Raw genomic sequence first — 21,528 nt, 5'->3', positions numbered from 1 at the left:
GGTCAGTCACGCTCGCGCATCGCCGCCTCGTACACGTCCGCCGTGGCCGCGGCGGACGTGTCCCAGCCGAACGACTCGGCGTGCCGGACGGCGGCCGCCCCCATCCGTGTCGAGAGCGCCGGGTCGTCGGCGAAGCGGCGCAGCGCCCGAGCGTAGTCCGCAGGCCTGTGCCCCGGCACCAGGACGCCGCTCACCGCATCCCGAACGGCCACCGGCAGGCCGCCGACCGCGGCCGCGATCACCGGCGTGCCGCAGGCCTGCGCCTCGGCGGCCACCAGGCCGAAGGACTCGCTGTAGGACGGCATGACCAGCACGGTCGCGGCCCGGTACCAGTCCGCGAGCTCCGCCTGCGCCGTCGGCGGACGGAACAGCACCACATCACCGATGCCGAGCTGGGCGGCGAGCTTCTGCAACTCCTCCGGCCTGGCCAGGCCGCTGCCGCTCGGCCCGCCCACGACCGGGACGACGATCCGCTCGCGCAGCCGCGGCCGCTCCACCAGCAGCCGGGCCACCGCACGCAGCAGGATGTCCGGAGCCTTGAGGGGCTGGATACGGCCGGCGAAGAGCGGGATCAGTGCCTGCGACGGCAGCCCGAGCCTGGCCCGGGCGGCGGCCCGGCCGGCCTCGACCCCGCGAGGATCGGGCCGGAAGCGGTTCAGGTTCACGCCGGGGTGCACGACGGCGACCCTGTCGGGTTCGGCGTCGTAGTGGCGGCACAACTCGTCCGCTTCCTTCGCCGTGTTGGCGATGAGCCGGTGGGCGCCCCGGACGACCCGTTTCTCCCCAAGCACGCGGGACTCGGGTTCGGGTGTGTCGCCCTGAGCGAGGGACGCGTTCTTGACCAGGGCCATGGTGTGCATGGCGTGCACGAGCGGTACGCGCCAGCGTTCGGCGGTGAGTCGGCCGACCTGTCCGGACAGCCAGTAGTGCGAGTGCACGAGGTCGTAGTACCCGGGGCGCTGCCCGGCCCAGACCCGCGTCACTCCGTGTGTGAAGTCGCACAGCCGCGCCGGCAGCTCCTCCTTGGCCAGGCCCTCGGAGGGGCCGGCGACCACATGCCGCGCCAGCACGCCGGGCGCGAGCTCGACGGTGGACGGCAGCGCCGCCGAGGTCGCCCGGGTGAAGATCTCCACCTCGATGCCGATCGCGGCGAGGCACTTGGCGAGTTCGACGATGTAGACGTTCATGCCGCCCGCGTCGCCGGTGCCCGGCTGGTGCAGGGGCGAGGTGTGCACGCTGAACATCGCGACGCGGCGGGGGCGACGACGGCTCACTCCGGGCGACCCCCTCGCGGCCCCAGGGCGATGCGCTGCTCGCCGGCGTACACGTTCATGGAGCTGCCGCGCAGGAAACCGACCAGCGTGAGGCCCGTCTCCGCCGCCAGGTCCACCGCGAGGGAGGAGGGCGCGGAGACCGCGGCCAGCACCGGGATGCCCGCCATGACCGCCTTCTGCGCCAGCTCGAAGGACGCGCGGCCCGAGACCAGCAGGAGGGTTCGGGACAGCGGCAGCGCGCCGGACCGCAGCGCGCGCCCGATCAGTTTGTCGACCGCGTTGTGACGGCCCACGTCCTCACGCAGATCCAGCAGCTCTCCCTCCGCCGAGAACAGCCCCGCGGCGTGCAGCCCCCCGGTGCGGTCGAACACCCGCTGCGCGGCCCGCAGCCGGTCGGGAAGGGCGGCCAGCAGATCGGGAGCGACCCGGACCGGGGGAGTGTCGGCGATCGGCCAACGGGCGGTGGTCCGCACGGCGTCCAGGCTCGCCTTGCCGCACAGCCCGCATGAGGAGGTGGTGTACAGGTTCCGCTCGAGCGAGATGTCCGGCACCGCCACGCCGGGCGCGAGCCGCACGTCGACGACGTTGTACGTGTTGGAGCCGTCAGTCGTAGCGCCCGCGCAGTACACGATGTTCGCCAGCTCCTCGGCCCGGCCGAGGACGCCCTCGCTCACCAGGAACCCGGCGGCCAGCGCGAAGTCGTCGCCGGGCGTGCGCATGGTGATCGCGAGGGGCCTGCCGTTCAGCCGGATCTCCAGCGGCTCCTCCGCCACCAGGGTGTCGGGCCGGCTGCCCACCGCCCCGTCCCGGATGCGCAGTACGCGCCGTCGCTCGGTGACCCGTCCCACGCAGGACTCCTCAGATCTCGGCTGCCGCGTCGTCAGCACTCGATGACGTTGACCGCGAGACCGCCCCGGGCCGTCTCCTTGTACTTGACCTTCATGTCGGCGCCCGTCTCCTTCATGGTCTTGATGACCTTGTCCAGGGAGACGTGGTGGCGGCCGTCGCCCCGCAGGGCCATCCGGGCCGCGGTGACGGCCTTGACCGCCGCCATGCCGTTGCGCTCGATGCACGGGATCTGCACCAGGCCGCCGACCGGGTCGCAGGTCAGGCCCAGGTTGTGCTCCATGCCGATCTCGGCGGCGTTCTCCACTTGTTCGGGCGAGCCGCCGAGCACCTCCGCGAGGCCGCCCGCGGCCATGGAACAGGCGGCGCCGACCTCGCCCTGGCAGCCGACCTCGGCGCCCGAGATCGAGGCGTTCTCCTTGAACAGCAGGCCGATGGCGCCGGCCGCCAGCAGGAACCGGACCACGGCGTCGTCGTCGGCTCCGTGCACGAAGTTGACGTAGTAGTGCAGGACCGCCGGGATGATGCCGGCCGCGCCGTTCGTCGGAGCGGTGACCACGCGGCCGCCGGCCGCGTTCTCCTCGTTGACCGCCATGGCGTAGAGGGTCACCCACTCCAACGCCCGCCCCGCCGGGTCGCCCTCGGCCCGCAACGCCTTGGCCACGGCGGTGGAACGGCGGCGGACCCTGAGCCCGCCCGGCAGGATCCCTTCACAGGACAGGCCACGTGCCACGCACTCCCGCATCACCCGCCAGATCTCCAGCAGCCCCGCGCGGATCTCCTCCTCGGTCCGCCAGGCCAGTTCGTTCTCCAGCATCAGCGCCGAGATCGACAGACCCGTCTCCCGGGTCAGGCGCAGCAGCTCGTCGCCGCTGCCGAACGGGTACTTCACCACCGTGTCGTCGACCTTGACCCGGTCCGCGCCGGCGGCGTCCTCGTCGACGACGAACCCACCGCCCACCGAGTAGTAGGTGGCCTCCAGCAAGGACAGCCCCTCGGCGTCGTACGCGAACAGCGTCATACCGTTGGCGTGGTACGGCAGGGAACGGCGGCGGTGCAGGACCACCTGCCGCTCCGCGTCGAAAGGGATCTCGTGGGTGTCGCCGCGCTCGCGGCCCAGCAGCCGAAGCCTTCCCGTCGCCTTGATCCGCTCGACGTCCCGTTCGGCCAGGCCGACGTCCACCGTGTGCGGCTCGTTGCCCTCCAGACCGAGCAGGACGGCCTTGGGGCTGCCGTGACCGTGGCCGGTGGCTCCCAGCGAGCCGAAGAGCTCGGCCCGTACCGACACCGTCCGCGCGAGCAGATCTTCCTTCTCCAGCCTGCCGGCGAACATGCGGGCGGCCCGCATGGGACCGACCGTGTGCGAACTGGACGGGCCTATGCCGATGGAGAAGAGGTCGAAGACGGAGATGGCCACGAGCGGGCTCCCTTGTCTGCGCGTGAGTGTGGCGGGAGGCCAGAGGGAAACCTCACGACCGCGGATGCCTTGGTTTCTGATTAAGCAACTGACATCTCTATGCGCAACAGCCTTTCTCTTGTGTTCCGGCTTGTCAAGACGCCTGCCATGCTTCACTCAGCGTCCCGACCGGGCGCAAGGCTGTCATTCAGTTCCATCAGTCAGGTGATGTGCGGGTCGGGTCGTTACAGTGAGGGCCCTGTTCGACGCGTCGGAGCGGATCTTGGCGAATCTGTCCCAGCATGAGGAGCTGTTCTCTGGCGACGGTATGGGGCCGGTGCGTCTGCCGCGCTGGCAGGCTGATGCTTCACCGGCGGGTTTGGCGGTCACGTTGGTCGCTGACTACACGTTTCCGGGGCGGGTTTGGCTGCCGGCGGCGGCGATCGTGGCGTTGCTGGGGGAGTTCGGCGTGGCTGCCGGTGCTGCCCGTACGACGATCAGCAGGCTGGCGCGTCGTGGGGTGCTGGAGGGCAGTCGGCGGGGGCGCTGCAGCGTGTACCGGCTGACGCGTGAGGCGGCTGTCGATCTGTGGAGTGGTGGTGGCTCCATCGCCACGTTCACCATGCAGCCCGACTCGTGGGACGGATGGTGGACTCTGGTGGCTTTTTCCGTGCCGGAGCGGGAGAGCGCGCGGCGGCGTGCGTTGCGCACGGCGCTGCGGTGGCGGGGGTATGCGCCGTTGTACGACGCGGTCTGGGCGTCGCCGCACCCGCTCACCCCGAAGGGGCGGGCGGAGCTGGCGGAGTTGGCGCTGGGGGCGGTGAGTGTGTTCCGTGCGCGGCAGGTGGATCTGGTGACGGAGGCCAACCGCAACCCGGTCGAGGCGTGGGATCTGCGCGGCATCGCGGGCCAGTACGAGATCTTCATCCGGCGGTGGAGCGGCCTGGTGCCCCGTATCGGTGCTGGTGGTGTCACCGGTGCCGAGGCGGTGCGCGCCCGTACCGAGGTGATGAACGCCTACCGCCATTTCCCGGTGCTGGACCCGCTGCTGCCCATCGATCTGCTGCCGGCCGACTGGCCTCGGTCCCGGGCGCGGGAGGTGTGCGTCGCGGTGTACGACGGTCTGGCCCACCCGGCCCAGGAGCACGTCCGTTCGGTGGCGGCCCGGTCCGCGGACGGTCCGCACCTCGACATCAGGGCCCACACGATCGCCGGCATGAGTGCCGGTATCGGTCACAGCGGCGGCTGAAACCCGATGGCCCAACCCTGAGTTGAGAGGGATTGGGTCGCGGTGATTGACAGATGAGAGTCCGGTGGCGACTCTTTCTGTTATTCGAAATGGTGTGGGAGCGTTCACAGTCGTGTGCTCGAAGAGCAGATCGCATGCGTCGCTCCTCGCCACCTCGGGCCTTTGTACCTCCTGTTCAGCGGAAGCCGCACCATCACCCCGTTACCCCACCTGACGCTTCCTCACCAGTGAAGCGACCGGTCCGCGAAACCCGCACCTCCCCCCACGAGCAACCCCCCACGAGCAACCCCCCACTCACACAGGAGTCATCCATGAGCATGCAACGGCGCACCTTCCTGGCTCTGAGCGCGGCCGGAGCAGCGGGCGTGGGCGCATCCCTGCTCGGCACCGGGCAGGCAGGCGCCCTCGTCAGGCCGCAGGGCGCGCCGACCACGCCGTTCGCGGTCGGCGTGCGCCGGTATGACTGGACCCGTGGCAGCCGCCGGTGCACCACCTACGTCTACTACCCCGCCGCAGGCACCCCCGGCGGCAGCCCGGTGACGAACGCCCCGGTCGCAGGCGGTGTCTTCCCCGTCTACAACTTCACCCACGGCTTCGGAAGCAGCCCGCAGAACTCGCTGTTCATCATCCGGGCCCTGGCCTCGGCGGGCTTCGTCGTCCCCGCCCCGCACTTCAACCACAACTTCAGCGACGTCAACAACGGCAACTCCTCCAAGGACGTCTCGCAGATCATCACCAACACCCTCGCCCTCAACGCGAGCGGACCACTGGCCGGGCACATCAACACCGGGATCGGCGTCGGCGTCTCGGGCCACTCCCTGGGCGGCATGATCACCCATGGCCTGCTGACCTCCTGGCCCGACCGCCGGATCATCTCCGCCAACCCGCAGTCCTGTACCGACATGGGCAACCCGTCCAGTTCGGTCTCCGCCAAGGTCCTGTTCGTCCACGGCGACCGGGACTCGACCACGGGGTACAACTCGGCCCGGCAGGCGTACAGGGAGATGGCCTGGCCCAAGGCGTTCCTCACCTTCGTCGGCGGCAGCCACACCAGCTTCTGGAGCGACAAGCGTTTCCCGGCCACCGTCGTCGACTGGGCCCGCTGGAGCATGTACGGCGACACCGCCGCACGGGACCGCCTCCCGGCCGACGCGGCCGGGCCCAACACCAGGTGGGAAGCCGCCCTGGGCTGAGGAGCAACCGTTCCACACGCCCGGCGTGACGTTCCCGCACGTGAGGATCATCAGACAGACAGAGCTGTCATGATCGCGTCACTCGCAGGGCGTGCACGGCGGCCCTCTCCCTCCGCAGGGATGACGCCCCGTCGGCCACCACCCCGTGATCCACCACTAGGCATGCACATCCCCCCACACCGGAGGTCACTGTGACCGACTCTCACCCGCGCCCCCGCACGGCGCCGCGTCAGCGAAGAATCCGCCGAGCCCCGGTCGGCCGAGTGGCGGGCGTCCTCGCCGCCGCACTCGCGCTGGCCGCCTCCGCGCTCACCATGCTTCCCCAGACCGCGCAGGCCGCGACCGCGCGACAGGTGGAGCGCCTCGACCGAGGACTGACCAGCGTCCACACCAGCAGCGGGAACCTGGTGTCGTGGCGCTGGCTGGCCACCGACCCGAACGACGTGGCGTTCAACGTCTACCGCGGCGGCACCAAGCTCAACTCCTCGCCGATCACCGGTTCCACCAACTACTTCGACTCCGGCGCCCCGGACTCCGCCGACTACACGGTGCGCCCGGTGGTGAACGGCTCCGAGCAGGCCCCCTCCGAGCTCGCGCTGAAGTTCCGGTCGGGCTACCTGGACGTGCCGATCTCCCCGCCGGCCGGTGGCACCGCCCCGGGCAACTCGGCGTACACCTACGAGGCCAACGACGCCTCCCTCGGCGATCTCGACGGCGACGGCAAGCTCGACCTGGTCCTGAAGTGGTATCCCACCAACGCCAAGGACAACGCCCAGTCCGGCTACACCGGCAACACGATCATCGACGGCATCAAGCTCGACGGCACGCGGCTGTGGCGTATCGACCTGGGTCGCAACATCCGCTCCGGGGCGCACTACACCCAGTTCCAGGTGTACGACTACGACGGCGACGGCAAGGCCGAGGTCGCAATGAAGACCGCCGACGGCACCCGGGACGGCACCGGCGCGGTCATCGGCAGTTCCTCGGCCGACCACCGCAACTCCAGCGGCTACGTCCTGTCCGGCCCCGAGTACCTGACCATGTTCAACGGCCAGACCGGCAAGGCGATGGGGACCGTCGACTACGTCCCGGGCCGGGGCAACGTCTCCTCGTGGGGCGACAACTACGGCAACCGTGTCGACCGCTTCCTGGCCGGCACGGCGTACCTGGACGGCGCCCGCCCGTCGCTGATCATGGCGCGCGGCTACTACACCCGTACGGTGATCGCGGCCTGGGACTGGCGAAACGGTGCCTTCACCCGCCGCTGGACCTTCGACACCAGCTCCTCCACCAACAGCGGCAAGGGCTACGACGGCCAGGGCAACCACAGCCTGTCCGTCGCCGATGTCGACAACGACGGCAAGGACGAGATCGTCTACGGCGCGATGACCGTGGACGACAACGGCTCCGGGCTGTGGACCACCAGGCTGGGCCACGGCGACGCCGGTCACGTCGGCGACCTCAACCCCTCCCGTCCGGGCCTGGAGTACTTCAAGGTCTCGGAAAGCTCCAGCCGGCCCGGCTCGTGGATGGCCGACGCGCGCACCGGCCAGATCCTGTGGCAGACGGCGTCCGGCTCCGACAACGGCCGCGGGGTCGCCGCCGACGTCCATGCCGGAAGCCCGGGTGCCGAGGCATGGTCGGCCACCGACACGACCCTGCGCTCGGCGACCGGCGCCTCCCTGGGCCGGGAGCCGTCCAGCATGAACTTCGTCAGCTGGTGGGACGGCGACCCCGTGCGCGAACTCCTCGACGGCACCCGCATCGACAAGTACGGCACCTCCGGTGACACCCGCCTGCTGACCGGCTCCGGCGTCCACTCCAACAACGGCACCAAGGCCACCCCGTCGCTGTCCGGCGACATCCTCGGCGACTGGCGCGAAGAGGTCATCTGGCCGACGTCGAACAACAGGGCTTTGCGGATCTACTCCACGCCGCACCAGACGAACACCCGCATCACGACCCTGCTCCACGACACCCAGTACCGCACGGCCCTGGCCTGGCAGAACACGGCCTACAACCAGCCCCCGCACCCGAGCTTCTTCATCGGCAACGGGATGCCCACGGCTCCACGGCCCACCGTCCACACGCCCTGAACCCCGCCTCGCGCGGCCGCCCTTGCTCACCGCGTGGGCGGCCGACCAGGGGCGGGGGAGGGCTGGTTCGCTGTGGGCCTCGCCCCCGCCGTATCGGGGTGCGGCACCTCCTGCAACGACCACCGCCCCACTCACCTGCACCAAGCCCCGGAAACACCCACCCCCACGACCGACCGCCCGTCGACCGCCACGACTCACCCGCGGTCGACGCGCAGGAAGGAGCGACGATGCACCCCACCGAGGCATCCGGTTCCGGGCGGATCAGCCGCAGGACCCTGCTCAAGGCCACCACCGCCACCGCCGGGGCGATCGCCACCGCCGCCGCGCTCGCCGAACTCGAGACGCCGGCCAACGCCGCCGTGGGTTTCGTCAAGGGCGTCGACATCAGCTGGGTGCCGCAGATGGAGGCGCGGGGCTACTCGTGGAAGAACGCGAGCGGGCAGACGCAGGATCTGCTGACCGTCCTCAAGGGGTACGGCATCACCGCGGTGCGGTTGCGCACATTCGTCAATCCCTCCAGCAGCCCGACCGACGGGCACTGCGGCATCAACGAGGTCGCCGCCTTCGCCAAGCGGGTCAAGGCCGCCGGAATGTCGATCATGCTGGACTACATGTTCGGCGACACCTGGAACTCCGTCGGCGTGCAGAACCCGCCCGCCGCCTGGCGGAACATGAGCTACAGCCAGATGCGCACCGCGATGAGCACGTACGTGAACCAGACCATGACGGTCATGAAGAGCAACGACGTGCTCCCCACGTGGGTGCAGATCGGCAACGAGATCAACAGCGGGATCTGCCGCCCCGTCGGCAGCGTCTCCAACCCGGCGCAGATGACCGGGCTGCTCAATGCGGCGTACACCCAGGTCAAGGCGGTGTCACCGAACTCGACCGTGTGCATCCACCTGGCCCAGCCGCAGAAGTACGACGTGATGACGACGTTCTTCAGCCGCTACGCCGCGAACGGCGGCAAGTGGGACATGTCGGTGTTCTCCTCCTACGGCAGCGCCGACGTCGCCCCCGGCATCGTGGCGAACATGAAGAAGATCTCCGACGCCTACGGCAAGCCGTTCCTCCAGAGCGAGTTCGGCGGTCGGGTGGACAGGGCCTCCTCCACCCGGGCCGCGCTGGTCGCCTACACCAAGGCGCTGAAAACCAACGGAGGGCAGGGAATCTTCTACTGGGAGCCCGAGTGCATGTCCCCGTTCACCGGCTACAACATGGGCGCCTGGGACTCCACCACCCAGCGGCCCACCGTCATCATGAACGGCTTCACCCAGGCCTGAGCGACGGGCCGCAGACCTCAGACCCGCACGACGACTCGGTCAAGGATGGATCGGTGATTGTAATGGGCATGTCATTGACGCTTTCCGGAGGGCATGGGGCCAGACTGGGAGCAGCGGGTCTCCTGACCCTCGCGACGCTGGTCGGCACCGGTGCGGCGCATGCCGATGCCGCTACGCGGGCGCTGCCGGCCGGTTGTTCCGGCACCGCGCCGATCAAGTGTCACTACGCGGTCTCGCCCGGCAACTACGACGTGACGGTCTCCGTCGGTGGAGCCTCCGCCGGGCAGACCGAGATGTGGGTGGAGGCCCGGCGCCTGATGCTTCCGGTGACGAAGACGGCGGCCGGTGCCGTCGCCTCGTACTCGTTCACGGTCAACGTGCGGCAGCCGGAGGGGCAGCCGACCGGTCAGGGCGGCACCGGAAACCCCGGTCTGGACATCCGGTTCGCGGGGGCCAACCCGCAGGTGTCGGCCGTCTCGGTGAGACCGGCGACCCAGCCGCTGGTCGCCTACCTGGCCGGTGACTCGACCGTGTGCGACCAGCTGACCGCCCCGTACACCGGATGGGGGCAGATGATCACGACTGCGGTGCGCCCCGGCGCGTCCATCGCCAACTACGCCGACTCAGGCGAGAGTTCGGGCAGTTTCCTGTCCAACTCGGCGCTCTTCCCGGCGCTGCTGTCGAAGGTCAAGGCGAACGACCCGGTCTTCATCCAGTTCGGCCACAACGACAAGCAGACCAGCGCGTCCACCTTCAGGAACAACCTCTCCACCATGATCTCGCGGGTCCGCTCCAAAGGCGGCGTCCCGGTCCTGGTGACGCCACCGGTCCGCCGGCACTTCGACGGCAACCGGCTCACGCCCACGGCACTGCACGTCAACGGCGTCGGCGTGAACCTACCCGCCGAGATGCGCGCGGTCGGCGCGGCGCAGAGGGTGCCGGTGATCGACCTGACCGCCAAGAGCAAGGCGCTGGTGGAGTCCCTCGGCCCGTCAGCCTCCGCGCAGCTCTTCCTGCGCTCCTCCGCCGACGGTGTCACGGACAACACCCACTTCTCGCAGTACGGCGCGACCCAGTTCGGCGGGCTGGTGCTCCAGAGCATCAGGGAACAGAACCTGCCCCTGGCCGCGTACCTGCGCTGACCGACGCGGCGGTGCCCGTCTCCGGGAAGGACCTGATGGACCTGATGAAGAACCTTCGGACACTCGTCACGACCGCCCTGGTGATCACCTTGTCGAGCCTCGGTGTGAGCGCCGCCTCGGGGGCCGACGGCGTCGCGGCGAACTGCACCGGCGCCTCGCGCGCCGGCGCCCCGGCCGCACGAGCCGCGGCCGCACCGGTCACCGTGTGGCTGGCCGGTGACTCCACCATGGCCAACCCGGGCGCCGCCCGCTGCCCGGTCGGCTGGGGCAGCCAGTTCGACGCCCTGTTCAACAGCGACGTGACGGTCAAGAACCACGCCGTGGGAGGCCGCAGCATCCAGACCTGGCTGTACGAGGGGAACGTGAGCAGCACCAAGGGGTCCGACGGCGAGTGCCGCCTCACGTCCACGACGTACTCGTCACGCTGGCAGGCGATGCTGAACGCGAGTACCGGGATGAAGGCAGGTGACTACCTGTTCATCCAGTTCGGCATCAACGACTCCTCCTCGACCTGCCCACGACATGTCGGCCCGGCACGGTACCAACAGCTGATGACCATGATGGCGCAGGCGGCCCTGGCCCGGGGCGCACACCCGGTGCTGCTCACCCCGGTGGCCGCCATCACCTGCTCCGGCGGCACGGCGACCAAGAACCGCGGTTTCGTCGCCCAGACCTTCGCCGCCGGATCCGCAACCGGCGCGCCGGTCATCGACCTCCAGTCGCTCAGCGTCTCGCGCTACAACACGCTGCGCTTCTGCCCGAACAACGGCGACTATGGCTCGGGCCCCGTGGGCGCCTTCTTCTGCAACGACCACACCCACTTCGAAACCCACGGCGCGCAGCAGGTCGCCGGGCTCGTCGCCGGTGACGTGCGCCGACAGGGCCTCCCGCTTGCCGCGTATCTCAGGTGACGACGGGCTCGGAAGCGGCGAGCATCCCCACGCCAGTGGCGGCCGTCATCCGGCGAGCCGTTCGACCTGCTGGTGGATGTGCTCCAGGTGGTGCTCGGATTCCGGTTTCATCAGCACGCTGCGGAGGATGCGGGCGCTGTCGGCGTCCGCGGTGATTTTGGGGTGGCGTGCGGTGAACGCCTCGCGGTCGGCGCGCAGGGTGCTCAGGAAGACCGGGTCGGGGCTCGTCATGCCGTCCGCCAGAATGCGGGCGGAGGCGGTGTCGATGCCGCTCAGGGTGGCGGGGTCGACCACGGGGAAGTAGCTGACGATGTCCAGTTCCGGCTGTTGGTAGAGCTCCAGGTGGTCGGAGGTGGTGATCAGTTGAGCCCACTTCAGTGCGGCCCGGCGGCCCGCCGCCAGCACCTGGCCCAGGCCGTCGGCGGTGGGCGGGAGGAGCTGGAAGGTGAGCCAGAGGGCGGCGGCCGAGGCGCCGGCGCGTGAGCATTCCAGGCTGATCTCGCCGAGGTGGAGCTCGCTGGAGGTGAAGTAGGTGTAGGGCGAGTCATGGAGGTAGAAGCGCCCCACCGCGGGGTCACGGAAGAGCACTGCACCGCAACCGTAGGGCTGGAGCCCGTGTTTGTGCGGGTCGACGACGACCGAGTCGCACCGGGCGATCGCCTGCCAGGGCTCGGGCGCCACTCCCTCGGGCCCGTCCGCGCCGGCCAGCAGGGTGAAGAAGCCGCCGTAGGCGGCGTCGATGTGGATGCGGACGCCGTAACGCTCCTTGAGGGGCAGGGCCTCGTGGATCGGGTCGACGGCTCCCAGCCCGGTGGTACCTGCGGTCAGGACGACCGTGCCCACCCGGCCGCCGCGCAGCAGGTGCTCCAGTGCGTCGAGGTCCATGCGTCCCCGGTCGTCCGTGGGCACCGCGTGTCCCTCCAGTCCCAGCACACGACACATGCGGCCGTGGGTGTAGTGGGCGTCCGCGCTGTAGGCGACGCCCCGGCCGGGGTGGAGTTCGCGGGCGACGAAGAGGGCTTCGAGGTTGGCGATCGTGCCGCTGGTGGTGAGGTGGCCGAGGTGGGTGTCGTAGCCGAACATGGCGGCCAGCTGGGCGACGGCCTCGCGTTCCATCCGGGCCGTGGCGGGGCCGCCGTCCAGGGCGTGGTTGTTGGGGTTGATCAGCATGGCGGTGAGGTAGCCGACCACGGCGGCGGGGTGCGGGGGCTTGAGCATCTGCCCCGCGTAGTGCGGGTGGAAGAAGGGGTAGTTGTCCCGCAGTCTCCCGGTGAAGTCCTCGAAGGCGGCGGCGAAGCGGCCGTCGTCGATCTGGAGTGACGGGTGCGGCTGGTAGGGGCCGAAGGTGTCGGCCCAGTCCTGTATCTCGTGGGTGGCTCGGCCGAGCCAGTGCCGTAGGTCCATGGGTGTCCCTCTCTCCGATGGGGCCGGCGGGGTGGTGTCCACCATAGGATTTAGTTGAGCAGTCAGCAATTGATTGCTCAGTAATTGAGACGTCAGTAGGTGAGGTGGCAGTAAACTCACAGGCCAGGACCGTCACGATGGGAGGACCCGGGCAGGTGAATGCCGCGACCCGGCGGGGCGACGAGGCCGCTCGCGCCGCCAACAGCCACCTCGTTCACGACTTCGGGCTGCTGATCAAAGCCGCGACCCGCCTGGAGCAGCGGATCGACACCGCTTTGCGACGGGAGTGCGGGATCAGTCACACGATGCTGGAAGTCCTCATCAGGCTGTGCCGCAAGCCGGGCGAGGAGGTCTCCCAGCGCCGGCTCGCCGACGACCTCACCCTCACCAGCAGTGGCACCACCCGGCTGATCGACCGCATGGAGGAAGCCGGCCTCGTCTGCCGTGTCCCGTCACCGGACGACCGCAGAAGCGTGCTGGTGGAACCGACCGATCACGGCCGCACCGTGTTCCTTCAGGCCGCGACCGTTCACTCCGATGTCGTCGAGCGCTACTTCGTCGCGCCAGTGGGCCGTGACGACTACGCCCGGCTGACCGGCGCGCTGAACGACATCAACGAGGCGCTGCGCGACGCCGACGACTGAGATCGCCGGCCCCTGGCGCTTTCCGCTGCGGCCGGTACGGCTTCGCGCCCCGCCGGACGGCGAGCAGTACCAGCACTGCCGCTCTGCCTGGCCGTTACTCTGACCCGCTGCCCGGCCCGCGTCAACGACGGCACCGGCCTGCCCTCGTCCCGCGTCCCCGGTCCCATCCACGCTTCCGCCCCGCTGGCCCGGATGTCGCCAGCCTCGGTGCCGGCCGCATGACAGCGCGCGCCGCATCCTCTCAGCGCAGCGGCTCCATCTCTCAACTGGCCGGCATCCGCAGGGCTTCCTCGGAGCGGGAACCGGCTCGGCGTGGTAGGTGATCAGCCGCATGGGGGAGCCCCCGGGCAGCGTCATGGGTTCGTGGACGAGGTCGAATTCTCCCACCAGCGGATGCCTCATCCGCACGGTCTCGCCGATGGTTCCGCAGCTCACCTCGTGCCGGGCCCACGCCTGCCGGAACTCCTCGCTCTTCTGCGACAACTCCTGGATCAGGGAAGAGAAGTGTGAATCTGCGGGGCTCTTGCCCGCGTTCATGCGCACAACGCCGGCGACTGTCCGAGCCCTGCGCTCCGGGGTTGATACCGAGTCCCAGATCGGTTGGTCACCAGCCGGTGACGCGCTTCCAGAAAGCCTGGATCGCCGGTGCGGTGTTCGTGGTCCTGGTGCTGTCGATGACGTGGTAGCCCTGGTGCTGGGCGGCGGTGGCGCAGGCGTGGTTGGGCAGGATGCGCAGCCGGGTGCCGACGGGCAGGTCGGGCAGCTGGGCGCCGTCGCGGGCCGTGAGGGTGCCGTGTTCCTGGCTTGCGGCCGTCATGACCAGGCCCGGGACGAGGGTGCCGTACAGGTCGGTGACCAGCCCGTAGCCCTGGTCCTGCGCCTGGACGGAGGTGCCGCGGTCGCGGGACATGGCCATCCAGCCGCCGTCGGTGACGATCCAGCCGTACTCGGGGCGGTGGCCGATGACGGTGACGACGACGGACAGGGCGAGGTCCTCGATGCGGCAGACGCCGAGGCCGGCCATGACCAGGTCGAAGAAGACGTAGTTGCCGGCGCGCAGTTCGGTGACGCCGGTGAGGTCCTCGGCGGCGTGGGCGGTGGGGGTGGAGCCGACGCTCACGGTGTCCACGGGCAGGCCGGCCGCGCGCAGTCGCTCGGCCGCGGTGGCGGCGGTGTCGCGTTCGTTCTTCGCCGCCAGGCGCTGTTCCTCGGCCGTGGGGGCGAAATAGGACTCGCCCGCGTGGGTCAGCACGCCGTCCAGACAGCCCGCGTCGTGCAGGATGCGACCGATCTCGACGATCGCGGGGGCGTCGGGCGTGAGGCCGCCGCGGTGGCCGTCGCAGTCGATCTCGATCTGGGTGGGGATGGGAAGGCCGGCCCGGCGAGAGGCTTCGGCGACGAACTCCGCCTGGGCAGTGCTGTCAAGGAGGATGCGCAGTGTGACGCCGCGGCGCAGCAGCGCGACGACGCGCGGGAGTTTGTGGGGGTCGATGCCGACGGCGTAGGTGATGTCGGTGTAGCCGCCGTCGGCGAACGCCTCGGCCTCGGCGAGGGTGGAGACGGTGATGGGGCAGGAGGAGCCGTGGTGCAGGAGGGCGGCGACGTCGAGGCTCTTGGCCGTCTTCACGTGGGGACGCAGGGCGACCGCGAGCCGGTCGGCCCTGGCTGCCAGCCGCTCGATGTTGCGCCGGGTTCTGTGGACGTCGACGACGGCGAACGGGGTGTCGGGGTCGGCAAGCGTCTGGCCCGCGCCGGGGCTGGTGGCGGGTGGGGTGGTCACAGGGAGATGTCCATTTTCTTCAGGAGGGCCAGGCCCAGATACAGGTCCTGTAGCCCGAGTCCGGAGCTGTCGAAGATCGTGATGTCGCTGTCGTCGGTGCGTCCCGCGGCGCGGTGGGTGAGAACCTCGCCGAGTGGGGTGAGGACGGCCTCGGCAGGAGCGTGCTGGCTCTCGCCCATGCGGCGGGCCTGCTCGGGCAGGTCGCAGAAGACGCGGGCGCGGGCGAACAGGTCGGACGGGAGTTCCCGCTTGCCGGGGGCGTCGGCGCCCATGCAGGAGATATGCGTACCGGGTCGGACCCACGCGGCCTCGAACAGCGGCGGGGTGTCGATCGTCGCGGTGGTGGCGGTGACGATCACATCGGCCCGGGCGCATGCTTCTTCGGCGCAGGCACCACGAGCGTTGTGTCCTTCCGCGACCAGTGCCGCGGCCATCTGCCCGGCCCGCTCGGCGGTTCGTCCCACGACCAGGACCTCGTCGACGGGACGGATGCGGCTGACGGCCGCCACCTCGTAGGCCGCCTGGTGTCCGGTGCCGAAGACAGCCAGGGTGGTGGCGTCGGCACGGGCCAGCAGATCGACGGCGAGGGCGTCGGCTGCGGCGGTCCGGTAGGCGTTCGCGGTGCCGGCCTCCAGGACGGCCGCGATCCTGCCGGTCGTCTGGTCGAAGAGCAGCAGGGTGGAGTGGTGGCGCGGCAGCCCGTGCTCCGCGTTGCCCGGCCAGTAGGTGCCGATCTTCACCCCGGCGTGCGTCGCCGAAGCGGACGGCTTGAGGGTGAACCGGTTGCGCGGGTCCGACGCGTGGACGGCGAGGCTGGGAAAGACCGGGCCGTCCACGGTCACGGCGAAGGCGGCGCGGGCCGCTTCGAGGGCCAGGTCCTCGTCCATGAGCGCGGCGGTCTGCTCCTCGGTGATGTGCAGCAGGTTCACAAAGCCCGTCCCAGAGATGTCGCTGGACTGATTGTCCAAATCTAGACGGACAATCTAGATTGTCCTCCGGTGGGTCGTCCAGGGGGTACGGCTTCCTCGCCGTGACGTCGCCCCGCCGGTCTGATACTCGGTATCAAGTAGAGTCCTGGCAGACCCTTTCAGCGTGACCGAGCCCGTCCGTACAGAGGTTCGACCGGGCGACCGTCGACCAGATCGCCGCCGAGGTGGGTCTGTCGCGCGCCAGCCTGTTTCCGGTACTTCGGCACCAAGGAAGAAATCGTCCTCGGGCGCTTGGCGGAATCCGGTCGCCGGATCGCGGAGGCGCTCGCCGCCCGTCCCGACGACGAACCGCCCTGGGGGGCGCTGCGCCGGTCCTTCGACGTCCTGACGCGGATGAACGAGGCAGCGCCCGAGCAGGCACTCGGCTATCTGCGCATGCTCCGGCAGACCCCGTCGCTGCGCGCCGGGCACCATGAGGAGCAACTGGGCCGGCATGAACTGCTGGTGCCGGAGATCGCCCGGCGCCTGGGGGCCGACCCCGACCGGCCGGAGGACACCAGGCCGAGCGCACTGGCCGCCGCGGCGCTCGCCTGCCTGGACGGGGCCGCCACCGCGTGGGTGGCTTGCGAGGGCACTGTTCCCCTGGCCGTGCTGCTCGGGGCGATGGGCGCGCTGGCGGGGTAGCCCGGCGTGCGTCGGCGTGAGCGCAGGTGGCGTCGCGCATGTGACGGGGGCCTGTAGCCGGCACAGAAGGGGATATCCGGGTTCGAGCTTCCGGACGCTACTCGTCGGAGAGCGTGAGGTCAGGGACCCGCCAGGCCGCCAGCGCGAAGGCGGCCAGGGACACCGCGGCACCGGTGAGGAAGACGATGCGCATCGAGGTGACGTAGCCCTCCAGGAACGGCAGTGCCGCGCTCGGGTCGAGGGTGCGCAGGAAGGCGGAGTCCTCCAGGTTCACGCCGCCGCCGGGGCGGAGGACGCCCATCAGGGCGTGCGCGTTGTCGGGCTGGGACAGCAGGCGGCGGTAGGCCGGATCGTGGCTGGCCTCGCCCAGTCGCTCGGCGATGCTGCCGGCCGCCGTGGTGAACAGGATCGACAGGAACGCCGCGGTGCCGACCGTGCCGCCGTTGGAGCGGAAGAAGTTGACGGATGCCGTCGCCGCGCCCATGTCCGTACGGGGCACCTCGCACTGCGCGAGCGTGGTGAGCGTCTGCATCGACGCACCGAGTCCCGCGCCCATCAGGGCCATGCCGAGCGCCGGGTGCCACAGCGGGCTGTCCACGCGCAGCGTGGCGAACACGAGCATCGCGGCGGTGAACGAGCCGACACCGGCGACGAGATGGACCTTGAACCGGCCGGTCCGGGCGATCATCCGGCCCGTCAGCAGCGTCACCGCGAGGTTCGCGGCGACCGTGGGCAGAGTGGCCAGTCCCGCCGCGATGGGGCTCATGCCGCGGACGATCTGGAGATAGAGCGGCAGCGTCGTCATCGCGCCGAACATGCCGATGCCGACGACGAAGTGCAGCCCGACGCCCAGCCGGAACGTCCGGATGCGGAACAGGCGCGGCGGCAGCAGCGCGGCATCACCCGACCGCCGCTCCACCACGACGAACACCGCCAGCCCCGCCACGCCGATCGCGTACATCAAAAGGGCCCGGGGCGAGTCCCACCCCCAGGTACGGCCCTGCTCGGCGACCGTCAGCAGCGGCACCACTCCCACGGCCAGGGCGAGCGCCCCGGCGTAGTCGAGCCGGTGCCGCACCCGCCGGTGCGGGAAACGCAGCACGCGCGTGATCGCCACCGCGGCCGCGGCGGCGAGCGGCACGTTGATCAGGAAGATCCACCGCCAGCCGGCTGAGGCCGAGCAGCTCGGCACGGTCCGCGAACGCGCCACCCACCAGCGGGCCGACGATGCTGGCGCCGCCGAACACGGCCATGAAGTAGCCCTGATAGCGGCCCCGTTCGCGCGGGGTGGTGATGTCGGCGACGATCGTCATCGCCAGCGACATCAGCCCGCCGCCGCCGAGACCCTGCACGGCGCGGAACGCCGCGAGTTCGTAGATCGACGTGGCGCATCCGCACAGCAACGAGCCGACGGTGAACAGGGCGATCGCGGCGAGGTAGACGGGCCTGCGGCCGTGGATGTCGGAGAGCTTGCCGTACAGCGGCGTCGCGATGGTGGCGGTGATGAGGTACGCGGTGGTCACCCACGCCTGGGCCGTCAGCCCGTGCAGGTCGTCGGCGATGGTCCGCAGCGCGGACGAGACCACCGTCTGGTCCAGCGCCCCCAGGAACATGCCGAGCACCAGCCCGGACATGACGGTGGTGATCTGCCGGTGACTGAGCCGCGGGGGCATGTCCCCGGCCGCGCCCTGTTCTTGGGTGTCGGAGAAGGTCACGTGTCGTCCTCGGAGGTGGGGGCGGGTACGGCTCGCGGGCGCGGGCCGCCCCGGGGGCTCCGGAGCGGCCCGCGCCGGGGGCGGGCGTGGCGGGCGAGGCCCGGGCGGCTATCCGGCGAGGCCGGCCAGGTCGCCGACCGCCTGATCGACCTCGGGCAGCGTCAGCATCGCCAGCTGGGCCGACCGGGCCCGCGCCCGGGGCTCGGGATCGGCGAGGAGCTTGCGGCACACGTCGGTGATGCCGGCCGCGCTGCGGTCCGTGATGTGACGGCCCAGGCCCAGCTCCTCCACGCGCTCCGCGTTGGCGGGCTGGTCCCCGAAGTGCGGCAGGACCGCCAGCGGCGTGCCGGTGCGCATGGCCTCGCGGATGCTGTTGAAGCCGCCGTGGGTGACGAACAGGTCGACCGACTCCAGCAGCAGCGGCTGCGGCACCCGCTCCGCGACGTGGACGTGCCCGGGCAGCCCCTCGGTGTCCACCGGCACCCCGGACGTCGACACGACCACCGTGCAGTCGTCCAGCTCGGCGGCCGCCCCCACGATCGCGCGCAGGCTCTCGGTGGGGTCCGGCAGCTTCACGGGCAGCGGCGTTTCCCGGTCCGCCATGCGCTCACGCATCTTCGGCAGGACGGTACCGATCGCGGCGTACACCAGCGGCCTGTCCGTGGGGAGTCCGGCGGCCCACTCCGGCAGCACCCCGCCGCGCTCGACGTCCACCGTCTGCCGATAGGCCCACGTCTGGGGCAGGTGCCGGGCGAACGAGAAGGCGGGCGGCACATAGTCCACGCGGCCGTGCGGCACGACGGACAGCGGGTCGTCCCGCACGGGCAGCCCCAGCTCCTCGCGCCGCTCGTTCAGCTGCGGCAGCAGCTCGGCGGGGTCCAGGATGTTGCTGAACCCGGAAGGCGTCGGCAACTGCGGTACGCCGAGCAGTTCGGCGGTGAGTACCGCGCCCATGTCCATGCCGTCCCGCAGGATGACATCGGGCCGGAACTCCTGGGCGAGGGGGAGCAGGACGTCCAGGTGAGGCTTGACTCCCGGCCCGGCCACGTGGCGCATCAGCAGCCGGTCCAGCGCCGCCGTCGGCTCCGTCAGGTCGGGGGCGTCGCCGAGCTCGGCGAGGTACGGGCCCATCGTGGCGAGCGGATCGAACTCCGGTAAAGCGGCGTCGACCTGTACGTCGTCGTCACGGAAGACGGGGACGAGGGCCTCGGTGGTGACCACCAGCACCTGATGCCCGGCCTTGGCGAGGGCGCGCAACAGGGGCAGCTGAGCACGCCCGTGGGAGGGACTGCCGAGCGTGGTGCACAGAACCCGCATGGGGTGAGCCTTTCTCTTCGCATTCTTCTTCTGGGAGTTCTTCGGAGGTGAGGAGGGGGTGGAAGGCAGCGCACCGGTCGCCCCGTACGGGTCACGCCACCCGCGTCGGTGCCTCCGCGCGTCCGATGCCGTGCCAGTTCAGCCCGGCCCGCGCGAGCCGGTCCGCGTCCAGCAGGTTGCGGAAGTCGTGGACCTCATGGCCGGACATGCGAGCGGCGATCGCCGCCCAGTCGAGGTCGCGCAGCTCCGGCCACTCGGTGAGGACGAGACAGGCCGCCGCCCCCTCCGCCGCCCGCACCGGGTCGTCGGAGAGGTCGACGAGATCGCTCAGATCGGGCCGGTCCTCGCGCAATGCCGGGTCGTACGCCGTGAGTTCGGCGCCGCGCTCGCGCAGCAGCCGGGCGACGGAGAGCGCGGGGGAGTCGCGCAGGTCGGAGGTGCCGGCCTTGAAGGTCAGGCCGTACAGGGCGAGTCGTACGCCGTGCAGCGAGCCGTCCTCACCGCGCCCGCACGCGGCGGCGACCCGATCGACGAGCTGCTGCTGGTGAGTGACGTTGGTCTCGATGGTGGCGCGCAGCAGGGGGAAGTCGACCCCGGCCAGTTCGCACACGGTCAGCAGGGCGTGGGTGTCCTTGGGCAGACAGGAGCCGCCCCAGCCGGGCCCGGGCCGCAGGAACGCGGAGCCGATGCGCGGGTCCCGGCCGATGCCCTCGGTGACATCGTTGATGTCGGCGCCGAAGCGTTCGCAGACGGTGGCGAGGTTGTTGGCGAAGGACAGCTTCATCGCGAGGAAGAAGTTCGCCGCGTACTTGGTCAGTTCGGCGCTGGCGGCGTCGGTGAGCACCAGCGGCGCGTCCAGTCCGGCGTACAGGTCGGCCACGCGCCGGGAGGCGTCCCGGTCGGCGGCGCCGATGACGATCCGGTCGGGGTGCAGGAAGTCGTGGACGGCGCGGCCCTCGCGCAGGAACTCCGGGTTGCTCACCACGGCCACGTCGTCCCGGCCGAGCAGCGCGGCGACGCGCTCGCACGTCCCGACGGGCACCGTCGACTTGTTGACGACGACACAGCCGGGCGGCAGTACGTCGCGGATCTGCGCGGCGACGGCCTCCACGGCGGCGAGATCGGCCGCGCCGCCCGCCCCCATGGGCGTGGGCAGGCACAGGAACACGACCTCGGCCTCGGCGACGGCGGCCGCGGTGTCGCCGGTGAAGTCGAGCCGGGCCGCGTCCAGGGCGTCCCGGACGGTCTCGGGCAGATCGGGCTCCAGGATGTCCACCCGGGCCTCGCGCAGCCGCTCGACCTTGTGCGGGTCGGCGTCCGCGCACACCACAGAGTGCCCGAGAGAGGCCAGGCAGGCGCCGGTTGTCAGTCCGACGTAGCCGGTTCCGATCACGGCGACGCGTCGAGCAGGCACAGAAGATCACCTTTTCCGGTCGGTGGGGGTGCCCGCTTGCGGCGGTCGAGGGGTGCGTGGGGGGCGCGCTCGATCGCATCGTGCGGGCGGACCTGGAGGGGGCCGACTTCGTCGTACGGCCCGGGCAGAGCCAGGACTCAAGTCACCAGTCGTTGACGTGAGTCAGGTATCGCATGCGGCGAGAATGTAAGTCAACGACTGATGACATCGATCGGTGACTTTGAGACAGCCGCCACAGACTGGAACATGGG

17 protein-coding genes and 2 pseudogenes are annotated in these 21,528 nt (G+C 70.6%); 8 read left to right on the top strand and 11 right to left on the bottom strand.

From position 1 onward, the window contains the following. Positions 1-2: 2 nt before the first annotated feature. From mshA to V8690_RS02505, 3 genes are read right to left on the bottom strand one after another with little or no spacing between them, the layout of a single operon-like run. Positions 3-1,274 carry a D-inositol-3-phosphate glycosyltransferase gene (mshA, locus tag V8690_RS02515; protein WP_338775649.1) on the bottom strand — a complete coding sequence of 424 codons (1,272 nt, stop codon included), beginning with the start codon at positions 1,272-1,274 and terminating at the stop codon, positions 3-5. Then, positions 1,271-2,122, bottom strand: a complete 852-nt coding sequence (gene fdhD / locus V8690_RS02510; RefSeq protein WP_338775648.1) for a formate dehydrogenase accessory sulfurtransferase FdhD — start codon at positions 2,120-2,122, stop codon at positions 1,271-1,273. The genes mshA and fdhD overlap by 4 nt, the downstream gene beginning before the upstream one ends. A gap of 32 nt (positions 2,123-2,154) precedes the next feature. Continuing rightward, complete coding sequence (locus tag V8690_RS02505) at positions 2,155-3,537, bottom strand: L-serine ammonia-lyase (protein WP_338775647.1); 1,383 nt, start codon at positions 3,535-3,537, stop codon at positions 2,155-2,157. 307 nt (positions 3,538-3,844) lie between these two features. On the opposite strand from V8690_RS02505, the gene V8690_RS02500 reads away from it, so the two are divergent. The 6 genes from V8690_RS02500 to V8690_RS02475 all read left to right on the top strand — a co-directional run bounded on the left by V8690_RS02500 (position 3,845) and on the right by V8690_RS02475 (position 11,390). Next, positions 3,845-4,765, top strand: a complete 921-nt coding sequence (locus V8690_RS02500) for a PaaX family transcriptional regulator C-terminal domain-containing protein (RefSeq protein ID WP_338785220.1) — start codon at positions 3,845-3,847, stop codon at positions 4,763-4,765. Between the two features lie 311 nt (positions 4,766-5,076). Continuing rightward, complete coding sequence (locus V8690_RS02495) at positions 5,077-5,958, top strand: alpha/beta hydrolase (RefSeq protein ID WP_338775646.1); 882 nt, start codon at positions 5,077-5,079, stop codon at positions 5,956-5,958. 314 nt (positions 5,959-6,272) lie between these two features. After that, the gene (locus V8690_RS02490; RefSeq protein WP_338785219.1) at positions 6,273-8,054 is read left to right on the top strand and encodes a rhamnogalacturonan lyase; all 1,782 of its coding nucleotides are present in this window, start codon (positions 6,273-6,275) and stop codon (positions 8,052-8,054) included. A 227-nt stretch (positions 8,055-8,281) separates the two neighbouring features. Next, entirely contained in the window at positions 8,282-9,337 is a 1,056-nt protein-coding gene (locus V8690_RS02485) for a glycosyl hydrolase 53 family protein (RefSeq protein WP_338775645.1), read from the top strand. 68 nt (positions 9,338-9,405) lie between these two features. Then, complete coding sequence (locus V8690_RS02480) at positions 9,406-10,479, top strand: rhamnogalacturonan acetylesterase (protein WP_338775644.1); 1,074 nt, start codon at positions 9,406-9,408, stop codon at positions 10,477-10,479. A gap of 11 nt (positions 10,480-10,490) precedes the next feature. Next, positions 10,491-11,390: a GDSL-type esterase/lipase family protein gene (locus V8690_RS02475; protein ID WP_338775643.1), complete on the top strand. Its 900-nt coding sequence runs from the start codon at positions 10,491-10,493 to the stop codon at positions 11,388-11,390. 45 nt (positions 11,391-11,435) lie between these two features. Here V8690_RS02475 and V8690_RS02470 read toward each other — a convergent pair whose 3' ends face one another. Continuing rightward, positions 11,436-12,794, bottom strand: a complete 1,359-nt coding sequence (locus tag V8690_RS02470) for an aminotransferase class I/II-fold pyridoxal phosphate-dependent enzyme (protein ID WP_338775642.1) — start codon at positions 12,792-12,794, stop codon at positions 11,436-11,438. A 155-nt stretch (positions 12,795-12,949) separates the two neighbouring features. Between V8690_RS02470 and V8690_RS02465 the strand changes: the two genes are divergently transcribed. Further along, positions 12,950-13,438: a MarR family winged helix-turn-helix transcriptional regulator gene (locus tag V8690_RS02465; RefSeq protein WP_338775641.1), complete on the top strand. Its 489-nt coding sequence runs from the start codon at positions 12,950-12,952 to the stop codon at positions 13,436-13,438. Positions 13,439-13,798: 360 nt separating this feature from the next. Here V8690_RS02465 and V8690_RS02460 read toward each other — a convergent pair. The 3 genes and pseudogenes from V8690_RS02460 to V8690_RS02450 all read right to left on the bottom strand — a co-directional run. Further along, positions 13,799-13,975, bottom strand: a pseudogene (locus V8690_RS02460) (transcriptional regulator); the annotation flags it as partial. Between the two features lie 67 nt (positions 13,976-14,042). After that, positions 14,043-15,218, bottom strand: coding sequence for a DSD1 family PLP-dependent enzyme (locus V8690_RS02455; RefSeq protein ID WP_338775640.1), 1,176 nt, complete (start codon positions 15,216-15,218; stop codon positions 14,043-14,045). Next, positions 15,215-16,147, bottom strand: coding sequence for an ornithine cyclodeaminase family protein (locus tag V8690_RS02450; protein WP_338775639.1), 933 nt, complete (start codon positions 16,145-16,147; stop codon positions 15,215-15,217). The genes V8690_RS02455 and V8690_RS02450 overlap by 4 nt, the downstream gene beginning before the upstream one ends. A 291-nt stretch (positions 16,148-16,438) precedes the next feature. Here V8690_RS02450 and V8690_RS02445 point away from each other — a divergent pair, with 291 nt between their 5' ends. After that, positions 16,439-16,831, top strand: coding sequence for a hypothetical protein (locus V8690_RS02445; protein ID WP_338775638.1), 393 nt, complete (start codon positions 16,439-16,441; stop codon positions 16,829-16,831). 97 nt (positions 16,832-16,928) lie between these two features. Here V8690_RS02445 and V8690_RS02440 read toward each other — a convergent pair whose 3' ends face one another. The 4 genes and pseudogenes from V8690_RS02440 to V8690_RS02425 all read right to left on the bottom strand — a co-directional run bounded on the left by V8690_RS02440 (position 16,929) and on the right by V8690_RS02425 (position 21,277). Next, positions 16,929-17,972, bottom strand: a complete 1,044-nt coding sequence (locus V8690_RS02440) for an MFS transporter (RefSeq protein WP_338775637.1) — start codon at positions 17,970-17,972, stop codon at positions 16,929-16,931. Positions 17,973-18,090: 118 nt separating this feature from the next. Next, a pseudogene (locus tag V8690_RS02435) lies at positions 18,091-18,444 on the bottom strand (MFS transporter); the annotation flags it as partial. A gap of 210 nt (positions 18,445-18,654) precedes the next feature. After that, entirely contained in the window at positions 18,655-19,863 is a 1,209-nt protein-coding gene (locus V8690_RS02430) for a glycosyltransferase (RefSeq protein WP_338775636.1), read from the bottom strand. A gap of 91 nt (positions 19,864-19,954) precedes the next feature. Then, positions 19,955-21,277, bottom strand: a complete 1,323-nt coding sequence (locus V8690_RS02425) for a UDP-glucose/GDP-mannose dehydrogenase family protein (protein WP_338775635.1) — start codon at positions 21,275-21,277, stop codon at positions 19,955-19,957. Between the last annotated feature and the right edge of the window lie 251 nt (positions 21,278-21,528).

The organism is Streptomyces sp. DG1A-41, assembly GCF_037055355.1.
GTDB lineage: Bacteria > Actinomycetota > Actinomycetes > Streptomycetales > Streptomycetaceae > Streptomyces.
This window is presented reverse-complemented; position numbering and strand designations above follow the sequence as displayed.

Coding starts and splice junctions, on each gene's coding strand:
- V8690_RS02500 (WP_338785220.1), top strand. CDS start 3,845: ATGGGGCCGGTGCGTCTGCCGCGCTGGCAGGCTGATGCTTCACCGGCG.
- V8690_RS02495 (WP_338775646.1), top strand. CDS start 5,077: ATGAGCATGCAACGGCGCACCTTCCTGGCTCTGAGCGCGGCCGGAGCA.
- V8690_RS02490 (WP_338785219.1), top strand. CDS start 6,273: ATGCTTCCCCAGACCGCGCAGGCCGCGACCGCGCGACAGGTGGAGCGC.
- V8690_RS02485 (WP_338775645.1), top strand. CDS start 8,282: ATGCACCCCACCGAGGCATCCGGTTCCGGGCGGATCAGCCGCAGGACC.
- V8690_RS02480 (WP_338775644.1), top strand. CDS start 9,406: ATGTCATTGACGCTTTCCGGAGGGCATGGGGCCAGACTGGGAGCAGCG.
- V8690_RS02470 (WP_338775642.1), bottom strand. CDS start 12,794: ATGGACCTACGGCACTGGCTCGGCCGAGCCACCCACGAGATACAGGAC.
- V8690_RS02430 (WP_338775636.1), bottom strand. CDS start 19,863: ATGCGGGTTCTGTGCACCACGCTCGGCAGTCCCTCCCACGGGCGTGCT.